Source organism: Nocardia sp. NPDC058705 (genome assembly GCF_042749305.1).
GTDB lineage: Bacteria > Actinomycetota > Actinomycetes > Mycobacteriales > Mycobacteriaceae > Nocardia.
In genome coordinates this window covers 1-15,344 of sequence record NZ_JBHYRN010000004.1, presented here as the reverse complement: position 1 = coordinate 15,344, position 15,344 = coordinate 1, and the positions used below count along the sequence as shown (strand labels likewise).

Sequence of the window (15,344 nt, the reverse complement as noted above, 5' to 3'; positions counted from 1 at the left end):
AGCCGCAACGCGCTGGTTCGGCTCGTCGTGCGTAGGTGTTCCGCTCATTTTTCGTACAGGACACGAATACCTGAAGTATTGTTTAGGTGGAAGTGGGAGGAGCTAATAGATGACGATGGCCGATTGGCAAACGAAGGAGCTGACCCCCGGGCAGCTATCCGATCGTAGTGGAGTTGCAGTGTCCGCGTTGCACTTCTACGAACGCGAAGGTCTCATATCGAGCCGTCGAACCAGCGGCAATCAACGTCGGTATTCTCGCGAGACCCTGCGCCGGGTGGCCTTCATTCGCATCTCGCAGCGCGTCGGCATTCCGCTCAGTGAGATCCGCTCGGCACTGGATCGCCTCCCAGAAGGCCGCACCCCGACCCGCCGCGACTGGGAGAATCTGTCGACGACCTGGCGCGAGGACCTGGACGACCGCATCACCCAGCTCGTCCGCCTGCGCGACAACCTGACCGGCTGCATCGGCTGCGGCTGCCTCTCGCTCGGCTCGTGCAAACTCGTCAACGAGCACGACCGGCTCGGCGCGGAAGGCCCCGGCGCGCGCGTGCTCGATGTTCAGGTGAACTGCCCGCCGAAATCCGGCTGCGTCTAGATGTTGTCGGAGGCCTGGGGCATCATCGCGGTATGACTTCTCTCGCGACCAAGGCCAAGACCCTGCTCGAACTGCACCAGCCGGGAAATCCGGTGGTGCTGCCGACCGTGTGGGACGCGTGGTCGGCGAATATCGCTGTGGCGGCCGGGTTTTCGGGATTGACCATGGGTAGCCATCCGGTCGCCGACTCGATCGGTCGCGCCGACGGTGAGGGCATGAGCTTCGACGAACTGCTCACCCGCGTCAGCCAGGTCACCGCTTCGGTCGAGATCCCGGTCTCGGTCGATATCGAATCCGGCTACGGACTGGAGCCTCTCCAGCTCATCGACGGCCTTCTCGCCGCGGGCGCTGTCGGCCTCAACATCGAGGACACCGTCCACAGCGAGGGCAAGCGCCTGCGCAGCGCCACCGAACACGCCGACCTGGTCCGTGGCCTGCGCGACGCGGCCGACGCAGCGGGCGTGCACGTCGTCGTCAACGCCCGCACCGACCTGTTCCTCCGCGAGGACGGCGAAGAATCCGACCGCCTCGACCGCGCCATCGCCCGCCTCACCCTGGCCGCCGAAGCCGGCGCCGACGTGCTGTACCCCGTAGGCAGACACCCCGACGCCGCCCTGCGCCGCCTCACCACCGACCTCCCCCTCCCGATCAACGCGATCGCCCAACCCGGCACCCCCGTCAAGGCCCACTTCGCCGACCTCGGCGTAGCCCGCATCAGCTTCGGCCCCTTCCTCCAGGCGGCACTGGGCACCGAGGCAACAAACCTGCTGGCGGCCTGGAAGTAGGCATCGAGGAAACCCTCAGCTGAGTGGTTTCAGCGTCCCAAAACCGCGAGCATTCCCGCGACAGCCCGGGGCCAGCCGAATTGTTCGGCGCGGGAGCGGGCGGCTCGGCGGCGGCCGGGGGTCGGCATCGCGAGGACTTCGGTGACAGCTCGGGCGAAGGCTCGGGGGCGGTCGGCGGAGATGGCGCCGCAGTCGGTGGTGACGATGTCGGCGAGGGCCGAGGAGCGGCTGGCTACTACCGGGGTGCCTGCGGCCAGGGCTTCCAGGGCGGCGAGGCCGAAGGTTTCGTGAGGGCCGGGTGCGAGTGAAACGTCTGCGGTGGCAAGGAGTTTCGCTACCATCGCGCGGTCGTTGATGAAGCCGGTGAAGTGGACCGCGGGTTCGCCGCCGGGGAGGGTGGGAAGGGTGCGGGCGCGGCGTTCGAGGGATTCGCGGCGGGGGCCGTCACCGGCGACGACCAGGCGGGCGGGGACACCGGCGCGGTGCAGGGCGCCGACGGCTTCGATGCTGCGGTCAACGCGTTTCTCCACCGACAGCCGTCCGCAGTGCACCAGCATCGGATGCCCGGCGACGCCGAGATCGGCGCGTAAGCCCAGGTCACGGCGGCGGGGACTGAACAGGTCGAGGTCGACGCCGAGCGGCACCAGTTCCACGTTGGGCGCGCCGATCCGCAGGAATTCCTCGCGCGCGAAATCGGTGGTGCACACGACCATGTCGTAGTCGTCGGCCGTGCGCCGGTTGGCGACATCGGCGCAGCGGCGCGCGACCGACCCTGGCAGGAACTGGCCGAGCAGCCGGTCGAGGCGTTCGTGCGAGATCATCACACTCGCCACCCCGCGTCGCCCCGCCCACCGGCCGAATCCGCGCAGCGTCAGCCGGTCGGACACTTCCAGGACGTCCGGTGACAACCCGGACAGCACATCGGCCACGCGCCGCGGATCGGCCGCCCGATAACCACCGGTCCACGGAATGCCCAACGCGGGCAAGGTGATTCGGAGCGCACCGGTGGGCAGTACCTCTTCCGAACGCCGTGACCCCGGCACGATCAGCACCACTTCGTGCCCGGCCGCCACATATCCCTCACCCAGATGGTGCAGGGCAGTGCGCAACCCACCCGACCGCGGGCCATAGAAATTGGCTAGCTGCACGATGCGCACCTGCCGATCGTCGCGCCGCACGGGTTACCTACGGGTCCCGCCCGAGGAACGAGGAGTGAACAGCGGCGAAAGATGCGACGAACCGGCCACTGCGACACCATCACCGAATCGCGGCGTTCTTCGTCGACGGCGGCGATTGGCAGCCGATGTCGCCGGGCGCGTGCTCAGCGGGGGGTGGCCGGTGCCCGTCCTCGCGATGGACACGGTCAGCACCAACACCCGCGCGTGGTGGGATAGTCGGGGTCAATGGACAGACCGGCACGCAGCCGCGACAACGATCAACCGGATCTCAGGACCGCAGTGACGAGAACAGGCGGCCGCCGTCAGGCGTCGGTGGCCCGGCCATCGGCTGACCGGACTCGCAGCAAACCGTGCCCGGTGGCGGCCGTGGTGATCGTCACCAGCTCGGCCTGCGCGCGGATCCACTCGCCCTCGGCGAACCGGACCCGAAGGTCTAGCCGCCGGGTGGCACCCGGTTCTGCGGCGACAGCAGCGCAGGCGGAGCGCAGCGCGGCGAAGTCGGCGGGGTCGATGGTCGGTCGCTCCACCGCCCACCGGTCGAGGGGCGGTGGCGGATCCGCGACCCATTCGTAGATGACCCCGCTGGACAACAGGATGATGCCGACTCCGACCCCGCTGCGCTGCGACACCGCGCGCAACATGGCGACGTCGAGGTCGACAGCCGTGGTGCCGTCGCGGAGTTCGGGGATCGCGTGCATCAACGCGCTCACCCTGCGCTGGTCGGGCCGTGCCCTTGTCACCATCTGGAATCGGCGAACGCCGTCGTCGTCGCCGAGCATGTCGACCTCGCCCTGCCAGTGCCCGCCCGGTTCCAGCCGAGTAGCCATCTCGAAGTAGTCGACCCTGCCGTCGAAGCGAACCATCCGCCCGAACGCGTCCGGCGGCGTACGCACCACCTGCACCTGATCGGACTCCCTCGCGAAGACGAGTTCCTCCAAACCGGGCCCGTGGTGGGCGAGTTCGGTGACCGCGTCCCAATCCCACGCGGCGACCCGCCGTCTCGGCCGCACCGGCGCGTCCGCCGGACCCACCCAGATCTGGACACCGTGGATTCCGTCGAATGCGCACCGAACCGGCTCGGCCAGCACCACGCTGTCACCTACGTCGACGCGCTCGGAGTCCCCGCAGGCCGCGCATCGACGGACCGCGTCGAGCACTACGCGGGCGCGCGCCGGACCGACGCTGCGGTGCAGTCGCGCGGGCGCGGTCCACGGTTTGATGTGGGCGTCGTCAGCGACGAGCGTGGGGTCATGATCCCCGGTGAGGGACTCGAACAGCAGCCATCTACCGAGCGACATGTCCGCGATCAGCTCGGCGCCACGCCACGTCCGGCGCGCGGCAGGTCGAGGTCCAGCGGGATGCGGCCCTCCCGTAGCTGCGCCTCGACTTCCTCGGCGGGCATCGGCCGGGCGATCAGGAAGCCCTGCGCGCGATAGCAGCCGAGTCCGACGAGCGTGCGCGCGGCCATCGCCGTCTCGACGCCCTCGCCGACCACCCCGAGTCCGAACGAACCGGCAAGTCCGATAATCGATTTCACGATCGCGAGGTCGTCGTTGCTGTCGCCGAGGCGCTGCACGAACCCGCGGTCGATCTTCACCGCGTCCACCGGCAGCGCCTTGAGATGCGACAGCGAGCTGTAGCCGGTACCGAAATCGTCGATGGCGATCTGCACACCCATCCGCTTGAGCCCGCGCAGGGTGAGCCGGGTGCGGACAAGGTCTTGCACCACAACATGTTCGGTGATTTCCAGGCACACCGAACTGCCGTCGATATTGAACAGGCGCAGGACATCTTCGATGCGTTCGACGAAATCGACCGAAACCAGCTGCACCGGAGAGACATTGATCCGGATCACCACGTTCGAGGCCAGTCCGCGCCTGCGCCAGTCGGCGAATTGCGAACAGGCGGAACGGATCACCCACCGGCCGAGCTCGCCCGCCAGGTTGGTGGCCTCTGCCACCGAGACGAATGCGCCGGGCGGCAGTAGTCCGCGGGTGGGATGCTGCCAGCGCACCAGCGCTTCCAGCGCCACGATCCGGCCGGTGCGCAGGTCGACTTCGGGCTGATAGTGCAGCACCAGCGACCCGTCCGACACCGCGCTGCGCAGATTCAGCTCCACGTCGTCCTGCAGTTCGAACTGCGCGCGCATGGCATCGGTGAACACCGCGACCCCGTTGCCGCCGCCGGACTTCGCCGACAACAGCGCGTGATCGGCGCGGCGCAACACATCCGAGACCAGGGTCTCCCCCGGAATGCCAAGTGCCACAACGACACTCACACCTCGGCTGACCGATTCGCGCCCCACCGAGACGCGTCGTCCGATGAGCTCCTGAATGCGGGTCGCCTCGAGTTCGGCGGCGACGGCGTCCATCGGCGCCGCGGGCACGATCACGAACTCGTCGCCACCGAGGCGCGCGATCATGTCGTCGGGTTCCAGATTCTCGCGCAACCGGTGGGCCAGCGTGCGGATGAAGTTGTCACCCGCGCTGTGGCCGAGGAAGTCGTTGAGCGCTTTGAGCCGGTCCAGGTCGAGGAAGAAGGTGGCGATCGGTCCGGGGTTGCCCGGCTGCAGCCGCTGCTCCATGTACTCGAGCAGGGCGCGGCGGTTGGCCAGGCCGGTGAGGTCGTCGTGCAGGGCGATGTAGCGCAGCTTCTCCTCGGCCACCACGCGCGCCTGCAACTGCGCGAACAGCGCGGCGATCGCCTTGAGGACGTTGAGCTCGCGTTTGGTCCAAGCCCGGTCACCCATCTTCACGAACCCGAGCACGCCCGTCGACTCACCGCGCGAGACCAACGGCACGCAGGCCATGGCCACCTCGGGGATGCCGGAGGACTTGCGGATCGTCTCCTGGTAGTCGGCGCTGTCGGTATCGGGGCGCACGATGATCGGTTCGACGGCGTATTCGAGCGCACGGAAGACGGAATCGGCGTGCTCGAATTCGACCTCGCGCAGCGGATCGGGATCGGGAATGTCGGCGCGCGGCGGCCACTCCGCGATGAGGACGGTCGAACGCCGTGCACGGTCGGTGTGGCGTAAATAGCTCACGTCGACATCGAAGTGCTCGACCAGGGAGGCGAGCACACGCTCGCTCGCCGCCACCATGGTCGTGGCGTCGACACCCATCAACTCGGAGGCGACCTGGGTCACCAGTGAGTCGAGCGTTTGCCGAGGCACGTTGTCTCCGATCCGCGCTATCCGTCGTTGCTACTGCCGGGCACCGGCACAGTCCTACTGCCGGGCACCGGCAACCGTCGACTGCGAACGCTCGCAGCCGCGGCGTAGCTCAGACGAAGAACCAATGCCACGTTCTCATCCTCAGGGATTCCCAGCAGGTCCAGGAAACGTCTCTGAATGCTGGCAAGTGTATCTGTGAACTCGGGAGAAACGCTGCGCAAATCATCGGGCCGGTCGGCATAGAGGAACACCGGCGACACCGGCTGCACCGCAAGACCGAGCAGTTGCGCACGTAGCCACACCCTTTCCACCGCGGCGCCGGCCCGCGCGTAGGCGGCCAGATCCGCCTCGCCGTCGCCGGTACCGAAGGTGATCGCCACCAGCGCGGAGCTGGCCCGCACCCGGTCGACGGTGAACTCGCCGAGCGCCGAACCCGCCGACCACTCGCGCAACTGATCCATCACATCGGTGCGGCGGCCGACCTGCATCTTCGCCAGTTCGTCCGGGGCCGGATCGAGCGTGCGTACATCGATGCCGGTGCTGAGCTCCTCACCCGGCCACCGCAATTCGGCGTAGAGCTGTTCGTGCAGCTGAGGCGTGAGGTAGCGGACGCGGTCGCTGGCACCGAGCAGCAGCGCCGCCTCGGCCAACGCGTCGGCGCCGGTGATCGCGCGCACGCTCGCCCGCTCGGCCGCCGCGGCGACGGCCAGCGCGGGCAGCACCGTTCCCGGCAGCCGCATCGGGGCGCCGAGGCGGCGGTTGGTGTGTCGGGCGAGGGCGAGCGGGTAGTCGGCGGCCAGGTCGGGGTCGGTGCCCGCGCGCAGTCGCAATCGGGCGATCAAGGGTGCCGTCGGGTCGTCGACGATCAGTTCTGGATCCGCGAGCAGGTTGTGCGCGGCGGCGGCGGCCCTGGCGTTGTGCAGCGCGGCGCCCACCGCGACCGCACTGCCACGCAGGTGCAGGTCCATGGCGGTGGTCGCGGCGGGATCGAGGGTGATGTCGATCGTCGCGATGTCACCGCGCAGCTGCCACGGCTGGACATTGCCGCCGGACGGCGCGCGCTGGGCGCAGGCGAGAATCGCCTCGGCCGGGTCGGCAGGCGGCGGCTCGACGGGAGCGTCGACGATGGAGTCGATGCCGTCGTCGAGGTAGCCGGGTTCGGCGAGCGAGTCCAGCGTGGCGTCGAGGTCGATGCGCGTTCGGCCCGACGACAGCTTGGCGCCGAGCCCGATCCGGCGCACGGCAGCGGTCACGATCGCGGCGCCCAGCTGTACGTCGCTGCCCAGTTGCGGCCAGGTGGTTATCGTCTCCCCGATCTCGGCGAGGCTGGCCGCCATCCGCGACGACAACTGCCCGGGATCGAGAATGCGCAGCACGTGCGGCGCCTTGGCTTTGGTGTCGAGGTCGGCCAGCTGCTCGCCGGTGGTCGCGCCGAGCAGGCCGTGGAAGGGTTCGCGGTCGGGTTCGAGGTCGTAGCGCTCGACATCGAACAGGCCGCGGTCGCTGGTCTCCATCAGCAGCGGCATCCGGTGCCTGCGCGCGGCCTCGCGGACCGCGAACTTGATGTCGAGGGAATCGCATTCCTCCACCACCACCGAGAGCCCGTCGAGGAACTCATCGACCGTGTCGGCCAGCACGCCCGCGGGCCAGATCTCGACCGGCAGGTAGGGGTCGAGTTCGGCGATCCGGCGCGCGGTGACGATCGCCTTGTTCACGCCGACGTCGAACAGCCCGCCGGGCACCCGATTCAGATTCGACAGTTCGATCGTGTCGAAGTCGGCCAGGCGCAGCAGCCCGCAGGCCCCTTCGAGAGCCAGGGTGTAGGCGATCGAGTGGCCGACGCTCTGCCCGACGACGCCGACGGTCAACTGAGCGAGGCGCTGCTGCTCGTCCCTGGTGAGTTTGTTGCGGTTGCGGTCCGAGCGAATCGCCTGGAACGCCGCGGGCCCGAGGACCGCGACCAGCGCGCGCCGCCACGGGTAGTAGATCCAGCGTTCCTCGCGCGCGTCGATGCCGGGCGGCACGCCGATGAGCCGGTCCAGCTCGGCACGCAGCCCCGCCCGCAGGTCGTCGGTGCGGATGTCGGCCTGGCCCGCCAGCTGCCGCAGAGTTGCCGCGTCGGCGGGGTCGGTCGGATCGAGGACGAGGGGGCGGTGGTCCATCGCCGGATAGTCAGGGCCGGTCACCGAGCGTGCCGCCCCCGCGTCGGGAGCACCTCGACCGATTCGGTGCGACGGTGAATGCTCCGCAACCACACTCCAGCCAGTTTTACTTCGACAGCCATCGTGTTCCTACTCCGTGCTCAACGCCCGCGCGCGGTCGGCTTCCTACCGATGCCAACTGGTGCAGTATCCGTCATTCGGAACGAATGCACCATACGAGTGGCTAATTTTCCGATAACCTTCTGAGCCAGTTGAAATAATCCCAGGTCAGAACGGGTGTATACACGAGAGCGGGGCGATTCCAGACCGATCGGTTCGAATTCGGCTAACTTCTAGCTATCAACGGTGATCGACACGAAAAGCTCGACCGAATCAGGGCCGTGCCACACTTCGATCTCCTCGCCGTAGGCGCGCGAGATCTCGGCCGAGGCGGTCGCGTCGTCGACCTGAGCCCAGACGTCCTCGACCGGATCGTGGTAGTCGCCGTTGGGCGCGAAACGGGCGTAGATGCCCTTGGGGACGCGCAGCATGAGATCGCCGACCGGCACGTCGGCGGGGGTCGCGTATTCGCGCGCGACCAGCGCGTTCCAGTTGCCCGCCGGGTCGGGGACGTAGACCGTGTGCAGCGGTTCGCCGCCGCCACGTTCACGCAGGCGGTCCTTGAGGAACTCGATCAGATCGCTGTTGCTCACCTTGAAGCTCGGATGCACCCGTGGCACCGCGAGCCCGCCGTACAGCGCCGCGCCACGGACCACGATCGAATACGTCATCGCGGATCGACCGCCAGGTACAGGTCGATCTTGTAGGCGTGCGGGTAGCACTCGAAATCGCCGGTGAAGGTGCGCTTGATCTGGTTGTGCTCTTCGGCGTAGGCGATCTGGGTCCACAGATCCGTCATCACCTGCGGGAAGTTACCGACCGAGGAGAAGCGCGCGTAGGTGCCGCGCGGTAGGCGCGCCGCCAGATGTCCCCGGGTGACCTGCTCGAGCGAATCGCACTGATAACCCACGATCTGGGTGTTGTAGGTGCTCAGCTCGCCGGTGTAGTCGGTGTAGGCGCTGGCAAGTGGCCCGCCGAGATCCTGGTGCAGGACCGCCGACCAGGCGGCCTCGAGGTCGCGGTCGCGCAGCTCACCGAGTGCGCGTTTGGGACTGCGGACCGGAAGCCCGGCCACCCAGGTCTCGTCCCGCTCGACGAATTCGAACTGCAATTGATGACTCTCTCGAAGGTCGTGCTCGGGTTGCGCCATGCTATCAAACCCCAGACTGACCTCACCTGAGCTGGACAAACGTCCACCACTGCGATGTGGATACGGCGCGCTATTGTCCGATTCATCTCGATGCCCTAAGCTCCCGCGCTCGTGTGGGTACGCGCGGAGCTCGAACCGCGAAAACAAATCGCGCAGTGGGCCGGTGTCGTCGTCGCCGCCGTCTTGGTCGGGTATCTCGCTGTGTTGCTCGGCGATTCGCGGCACTTCTATACCGACGACACCGAAGCACAATATGTGCCGATGTGGCAGCTGCTCGGTACCGAATTGCGGGCGGGCCGATTCCCGGCGATGGTGCCGTGGGAATGGATGGCCGGTAATTACAGCCTCGAGGAAGCCGGGCTCTACAACCCCGCGCAGTTGCTGGTGTACCTGCTGGCGCCCTCGTTCGACAATCTCGCGCTGTACGCGACCGCCGTGAAGTTCGTGTTCTCGGCGATCGCGGCGCTCGGCGTGTTCCGCATCTGCCTGGCCTACGGCGCCCGCGCGCCGTGGGCCGCCGTCGCCGGTGTGGCGTTTCCGTTCAGCGGCTGGTTCCTGTTCTTCGACGAGGCCAGCTGGTTCACCTCGCAGACCGGCACCGCCTGGCTGGTGCACGCCTGGGCCTCGGCCGTGCTCTACGCGCGGGGACGCAGCGGGCCGATTCCGGTGTTCGTCTTTCTCTACCTCGCGCTGACCATCCAATACGCCTTTCCCGCGGTCGAAGCCGGGCTGATGATCGCCACCGTCGCCGCGGGCGAGTACCTGTACCAGCGCCGGTGGGCGCCCGTGCTGCGACTGCTCGCCGCATCCGGTCTCGCGGTACTCGCGTCGATGATCGCGAATCTGCCGATCCTGCTGTCCTCACAGGCCACCTGGCGCGGTGACGTGTCCACCATCCACAACGACCCCTTCCTGACCGTGCCGTGGTCGGAATCGCTCAATGCGAGCCTGCCGAGCACCGTGCCCGCGTTCACCGGGTGGTGGGGCCACGTGCAGCCGCTGCCGATGGTCTATATCGCGTGGTTCGTGATACCCGCGCTCGCGTTCATCGACTGGAAGGCCGCGGCCCGTCATGCCGCGTCGTGGAGCGGGATCGCGCTGTTCGCGGTGGCGACTCTGATGTGGACAGCCGGGCCCGGAGCGATCGGGCCGCTGCGCTGGCCGGCGCGGGTGTTGCCGATGCTCGCGATCGCGCTGCTGGTGCTGGTGTGTGTGCTGATCAGTCGCTACGGGGATTTCGCGCCCTCGCGGCGGCGATACGCGGCGGCGGGGGCGTTGATCGGGTTGCTGTTCATCCGATCGTTCTCGGCCGCACCGGAACTCGTCGAACGACATGCCCTCGCGGTGTTCGCGGTGGTCGGACTCGGTGCCGGAGCGGTGTGGTTGGCACGCACCCGCGGAATCGCCGCCGCGGCCGCGCTGACCATCGTCGCCACCTTCCCGATCGCGTTCGTCCAGGTGGCATCGGCACCGCGGACCCCGCTGTCGTACGGATTCGCCGAGAAGCGCTCGGAAATGACCGCCGCGTTCCCCGACTTCGACGGGCGCACACTGCAATTGGCGGACCGCATCATGGTGCGCGACGAAGAGCGCACGCTCGCAGACACTTACGGCTCCATCGCCCTCGGCAGCTACGCCAAGAACCTCGGCCTGCAATACGTGAACGGCTACACCCCCGTCGGCCACGCGGCCTTCGCCGGCCTGCTGTGCATGGCATGGGACGGCGGCACCTGCCCCGACGCCTACCGACGGGTGTTCGCCGTCGAACCGTCCACCGACACACCGGTCGTCGACCTGATGCGCATGGATCGCGTTGTCCTACAACGCAGTCAATACCCCAACGCCGGAAACGAACCCGCCCCCGCCGGTTGGAAATTCGTCCGCTACCCCGGCCACGAACACCAGATCTGGGTACTGGAACGCCTGAACCCCCTACCCTCCCCCGGCGACCTGATCGCCCACGAATCCGGCGTCCACGCCACCGTCATGCCCGAAGCAGGCCTCACCAACCGCGCCACCGTCTCCTCCGGCACCGGCGGCCGAATCGTACTGTCCCGCCTGGCCTGGCCCGGCTACACCGCCACCCTCGGCAACAGCGAAATCCCCATCCGAGCAGTAGCAGGCACCTTCGTCGCGGTCGACATCCCCCCCGGCACCCACAACGCAACCCTCACCATCACCTGGCGCCCACCAGGCCTATCCATCAGCCTCACCACCGCCCTACTGGCCCTGATCGGCATCGCCCTACTGCAGTGGTGGTCCCGCCGCACCCGCCACCCCACCCCCACCGACACCCCGAAATCCCAGCCCCTCCCCGCCCTACACCCCACACCCACACCCCCCAACTAGCCCACCCCAGCACCCCAACCACACCCGCCACACCCCTGTTCCGCCATGACCGCCCTCCCAGCCCCGCACACCCGACCCATAGGGAGGGTCCGCCGCGAAGCGGCGGTAGCGGCCCGGCCGCGAGTTAGCCGCCGTTGCGTCCGAGGCGAAGCCTCCAGCAACGGCGGCTAACTCGCGGCCCCCCAGGGGCCGCGCTCGAGCGCGCCAGCGCTCCAAAAACACAGCGTCAAACCTCTGGGACAACTCAAACCCCGAAGCTCTGCCACACAACCCATCCCAGGACCACACAAACCCCGGGCTCTGCCAGACAACCCGTCCCAGGACCACCCAAACCCCGAAGCTCTGCCAGACAACCCGTCCCAGGACTACACAAACCCCGGACTCTGCAGCACGATATTCGTCAACGTCCGAACACCCACCGCCAACGCACGCTCATCGATATCAAAAGTCGGCTGATGCAGGTCCAACTGCTCCCCCACACCCGACCAGACGCCGAGCCTGGCCATCGCACCAGGCACTTCTTCCAGATACCAGGAGAAATCCTCCCCGCCGCCCGACTGCGGAGTGTCGGCCAGCGCATCCTCTCCCATCGCGAGAATCGCGTTCTCGAACATCAACGCCGACGTCGGATCATTGACCACCGGCGGCACCCCACGCTTGTAATTGAGCTGGTAGCGCACGCCCGTCGGCGCGAGTAACCCGTCGATGATCTCGCGAACCAACGGTTCCAGCAGCAGCCAGGTCGCGTGATCACCGGTGCGAACCGTGCCCGTGAGCATGCCCGTCTGCGGAATCGCGTTGGGCGCCTTGCCCGCGCTCACCGCACCCCAGACCATGACCGTGCTGGTGCGCGGGTCGACGCGCCGGCTCAGCAGTCCGGGCAACCCGGTGATGACCGTTCCGATCGCGTAGACCAAGTCACTGGTCAGATGCGGTCGCGAGGTATGCCCACCGGGCGAATCGAGCACCAACTCGACAGTGTCGGCCGCCGACGTGATGGCCCCGGTCCGCAGCCCGACCTTGCCGACCTCGAGCCGCGGATCGCAATGCAGCGCGAAGATCCGGTCCACCCCGGTCATCCCACCGGCCGCGACCACATCGAGCGCGCCGCCGGGCATCACTTCCTCGGCGGGCTGGAACACCAACCGCACGCCCACCGGCAACTTGTCCTGCGCCTCGGCGAGCGCGAGCCCGGCGCCCAGCAGCACCGTGGTGTGCGCGTCGTGCCCACAGGCATGCGACACACCCGACACTGTCGAGGCGAAGGTCAGCCCGGTGAATTCCTGCATCGGCAGCGCGTCCATGTCGGCGCGCAAGGCGATGCGAGGACGGTCGGTCGGCCCGAAATCGCAGAGGATCCCGGTACCGCCCGGCAGTACCTCCCAGCTCAGCCCGGCCTTCGTCAGCCAGCCGGAGACGAACTCGGTGGTGGCGAACTCCGCGCGCGACAGTTCGGGGTTGGCGTGGATGTGCCTACGCCATTGCACCAGGTCACCGGTGTGCTCGGCCAGCCATGCGTCAACGATCTCGGTTCCCGACATCATCAGAGTTGGTTCGGTGTCCGGCGTGGTCGGACACGCTGCGTTCTCCCGCGCGATCGAGTGCGTACCCACACTCATCGATAGCGCCTCGGAGCCTGCGCGCGCGGTGCCCGGATGGCCGGAAATGGTCACCGAATATCCTCCTGTCGGTCGATCAGCCGTTGCAACAACCTGTCCCTGTGTACTTCATCGCCTGCTACGGCGACAGCGGTACGTGCCAACGCCAGTGCCCCGTCGAGCACCGCGCGGTCCGCCGAGGCGTTCACGGCGGCCGCGGCGAACGCGGGCTGGTGGGTCGCCGCGCCACCGGCATCGATGCCGATCACCGGGTGGATACCGGGGATCACGTTGGTGACGTTGCCCATGTCGGTGCTGCCGAGCGGTCGCAGCACCTCGAGCTCGGGCGCGATCGGCACCCGGCCCAGTCCGGTGATCTGCGCGCGGTAGGCAGCGGAAAGAACCGGATCGGGGGTGAGCTCGGTATAGGTGGGCGCGAGCGTCCGTATGTCGTGGGTGCAGCCGGTCGCCAGGGCACCCGCTTCGAAGCACGCCTTCGCTCGGCGCATCAGGTCGTCGAGTGAGCCGGAATCGGCAGCACGGAGGTAGTACAGCAACTCCGCGCGTCCGGGCACGATATTGGGGGCTACACCACCGTCGGACACTATACCGTGCAGCTGCTGACCGGGTCGCAAATGCTGCCGCAGCAAGCCGACAGCAACCTGGGTCAGCGTCACCGCGTCGCCCGCGTTGCGGCCCAGTTCGGGTGCGGCGCTGGCATGGGCCTCGCGGCCGTGGAAGGTGATGGCCAGATCGGCCAGTGCCAGCGAACGCGCGCCGACGATATCGGCGGGGCCGGGGTGGACCATCATCGCCATCGCGATGTCGTCGAAAGCGCCCGCTTCCAGCATGAGCACCTTGCCGCCGCCGCTCTCCTCCGCGGGCGTGCCGAGCACGACGACGGTCAGGCCGAGGGTGTCGGCCACCGCGGCCAGACCGATCGCGGCGCCGACGGCGGAGGCGGCGATGATGTTGTGCCCGCAGGCGTGCCCGATCTCGGGGAGCGCGTCGTATTCGGCGCAGATGCCGACGGTCAGCGGGCCGCTGCCGTACACCGCGCGAAAGGCCGTCGACAGCCCGGCGACGCCCGTGGTGATGGCGAATCCGCGCTCGACCAGCGGCGCGAGCACCTTGGCGACGCTACGGGTTTCGGCGAAGGCCAGTTCGGGCTCGGCGTGGATCGCGTGCGAGAGCCCGATCAGCTCGCCGGTGGCCGCCACGATCGCGGCGTCGGAGGCGGTGGCTGTGAGTTCGCCGGTGCGCGAGGGTGCCATACCCCCAGTCTTGCATCAGTGCCCGACAGCGGCGCACCGGCGAGCCAGGTCAGTTGCCGAAGGGGAGGTTCTCCGGGGTGACCGGGGTGGCCAGCGCGGCGAGGGTCTCGGCGTGCAGCGCGGTCTTGATGATCGGCGTGATCGGCTTGCGCAGGCTGGTGAGCGCGGCGGCGCGGGCGATCGCGGTGGGCAGCACTTCGTCGCCGTCGGCCTTGGCATCGACGATGCCCGCGGCGATGGCCTCGTCGGCGCCGAAGCGGTGGCCGGTGGTCATCGCCTTGACGCACACCTGGTTGCTCAGGCGACCCTTCAGCAAGCCGTTCATGCCGATCGTGAACGGCATACCGAGGTGCACCTCTGGCAGCGACCAGAAGCCGCGGTCACCGCGCATCACCCGGAAGTCGTGGGAGGTGGCCAGCATGGCGCCCGCGCCGAACGCGTGACCGTTGACCGCGGCGATCGTCGGCATCGGGAAGGTCAGCAGGCGGGTGTAGAGGGAGTGCACGCGGTCGAGGTAGCCGTGGATCTTGTCCAGGTTGCCGAAGACGTAGTCGGTGTCGAGGCCGTTGCTGTAGAACTTGCCGGTCGCGACGGTGACCAGTGCGGCGGCACCCTCGGACGCCTCCACCTTGTCGAGTGCTGCGTGGAAGGCATCGATCCAGTCCGGCGAAAAACGGTTCTCGTTGTCGGTCTCGCCCTCGTTGCCGAGGTACAGGACGAAGACATCACCAGAGCGCTCCAAATACGGCATACAGGGGAGAATAGTCCGCACCGGAACCCCTACCTACTCGCGGGTAGGCACCCTCCCAGCCCCGCACGACCCGACCTCGAGGAGGGTCCCGCCGCGCAGCGGCGGTAACGGCCCGGCCGCGAGTTAGCCGCCGTTGCGTCCGAAGCGCAGCCGCCAGCAACGGCGGCTAACACGCGGCCCCACCTGGGCCCCGCTCCTGCGCCCCCCCGCACCAATGGACCAGTCTCA

12 protein-coding genes are annotated in these 15,344 nt (G+C 68.1%); 3 read left to right on the top strand and 9 right to left on the bottom strand.

Annotation, left to right across the window (positions count from 1 at the left end; genetic code table 11):
* The first annotated feature begins 109 nt into the window (after nucleotides 1–109).
* Entirely contained in the window at nucleotides 110–595 is a 486-nt protein-coding gene (soxR, locus tag ACFW6D_RS07480) for a redox-sensitive transcriptional activator SoxR (RefSeq protein ID WP_101465780.1), read from the top strand.
* Between the two features lie 32 nt (nucleotides 596–627).
* Nucleotides 628–1,380, top strand: coding sequence for an isocitrate lyase/phosphoenolpyruvate mutase family protein (locus ACFW6D_RS07475; RefSeq protein WP_379325766.1), 753 nt, complete (start codon nucleotides 628–630; stop codon nucleotides 1,378–1,380).
* Between the two features lie 29 nt (nucleotides 1,381–1,409).
* On the opposite strand, the gene ACFW6D_RS07470 is transcribed toward ACFW6D_RS07475, so the two are convergent.
* The 6 genes from ACFW6D_RS07470 to ACFW6D_RS07445 form a co-directional block, all read right to left on the bottom strand.
* Nucleotides 1,410–2,537: a glycosyltransferase gene (locus ACFW6D_RS07470; protein ID WP_379326283.1), complete on the bottom strand. Its 1,128-nt coding sequence runs from the start codon at nucleotides 2,535–2,537 to the stop codon at nucleotides 1,410–1,412.
* Between the two features lie 323 nt (nucleotides 2,538–2,860).
* Nucleotides 2,861–3,856, bottom strand: a complete 996-nt coding sequence (locus ACFW6D_RS07465) for a GAF domain-containing protein (RefSeq protein WP_379325764.1) — start codon at nucleotides 3,854–3,856, stop codon at nucleotides 2,861–2,863.
* Nucleotides 3,857–3,864: 8 nt separating this feature from the next.
* A complete protein-coding gene (locus ACFW6D_RS07460) occupies nucleotides 3,865–5,682 on the bottom strand; it encodes a putative bifunctional diguanylate cyclase/phosphodiesterase (RefSeq protein ID WP_379326281.1) in 1,818 nt (605 codons plus the stop codon).
* 68 nt (nucleotides 5,683–5,750) lie between these two features.
* Nucleotides 5,751–7,895: an Rv1355c family protein gene (locus ACFW6D_RS07455; protein WP_379325762.1), complete on the bottom strand. Its 2,145-nt coding sequence runs from the start codon at nucleotides 7,893–7,895 to the stop codon at nucleotides 5,751–5,753.
* A 332-nt stretch (nucleotides 7,896–8,227) separates the two neighbouring features.
* Complete coding sequence (locus ACFW6D_RS07450; protein ID WP_379325760.1) at nucleotides 8,228–8,665, bottom strand: AraC family transcriptional regulator; 438 nt, start codon at nucleotides 8,663–8,665, stop codon at nucleotides 8,228–8,230.
* Nucleotides 8,662–9,105, bottom strand: a complete 444-nt coding sequence (locus ACFW6D_RS07445) for a GyrI-like domain-containing protein (protein WP_379325758.1) — start codon at nucleotides 9,103–9,105, stop codon at nucleotides 8,662–8,664. The genes ACFW6D_RS07450 and ACFW6D_RS07445 overlap by 4 nt, the downstream gene beginning before the upstream one ends.
* A gap of 150 nt (nucleotides 9,106–9,255) precedes the next feature.
* Between ACFW6D_RS07445 and ACFW6D_RS07440 the strand changes: the two genes are divergently transcribed.
* Nucleotides 9,256–11,493, top strand: coding sequence for a hypothetical protein (locus tag ACFW6D_RS07440; RefSeq protein ID WP_379325756.1), 2,238 nt, complete (start codon nucleotides 9,256–9,258; stop codon nucleotides 11,491–11,493).
* A gap of 365 nt (nucleotides 11,494–11,858) precedes the next feature.
* Here the strand turns inward: ACFW6D_RS07440 and ACFW6D_RS07435 are convergent, their stop codons facing one another.
* The 3 genes from ACFW6D_RS07435 to ACFW6D_RS07425 all read right to left on the bottom strand — a co-directional run bounded on the left by ACFW6D_RS07435 (nucleotide 11,859) and on the right by ACFW6D_RS07425 (nucleotide 15,116).
* On the bottom strand, nucleotides 11,859–13,034 hold the full coding sequence (locus ACFW6D_RS07435) for a M20 family metallopeptidase (RefSeq protein ID WP_379326279.1): 1,176 nt from the start codon (nucleotides 13,032–13,034) through the stop codon (nucleotides 11,859–11,861).
* A 128-nt stretch (nucleotides 13,035–13,162) separates the two neighbouring features.
* Entirely contained in the window at nucleotides 13,163–14,365 is a 1,203-nt protein-coding gene (locus ACFW6D_RS07430) for a M20 family metallopeptidase (protein WP_379325754.1), read from the bottom strand.
* Nucleotides 14,366–14,414: 49 nt separating this feature from the next.
* Nucleotides 14,415–15,116: an enoyl-CoA hydratase-related protein gene (locus tag ACFW6D_RS07425; RefSeq protein WP_379325752.1), complete on the bottom strand. Its 702-nt coding sequence runs from the start codon at nucleotides 15,114–15,116 to the stop codon at nucleotides 14,415–14,417.
* Nucleotides 15,117–15,344: the final 228 nt, after the last annotated feature.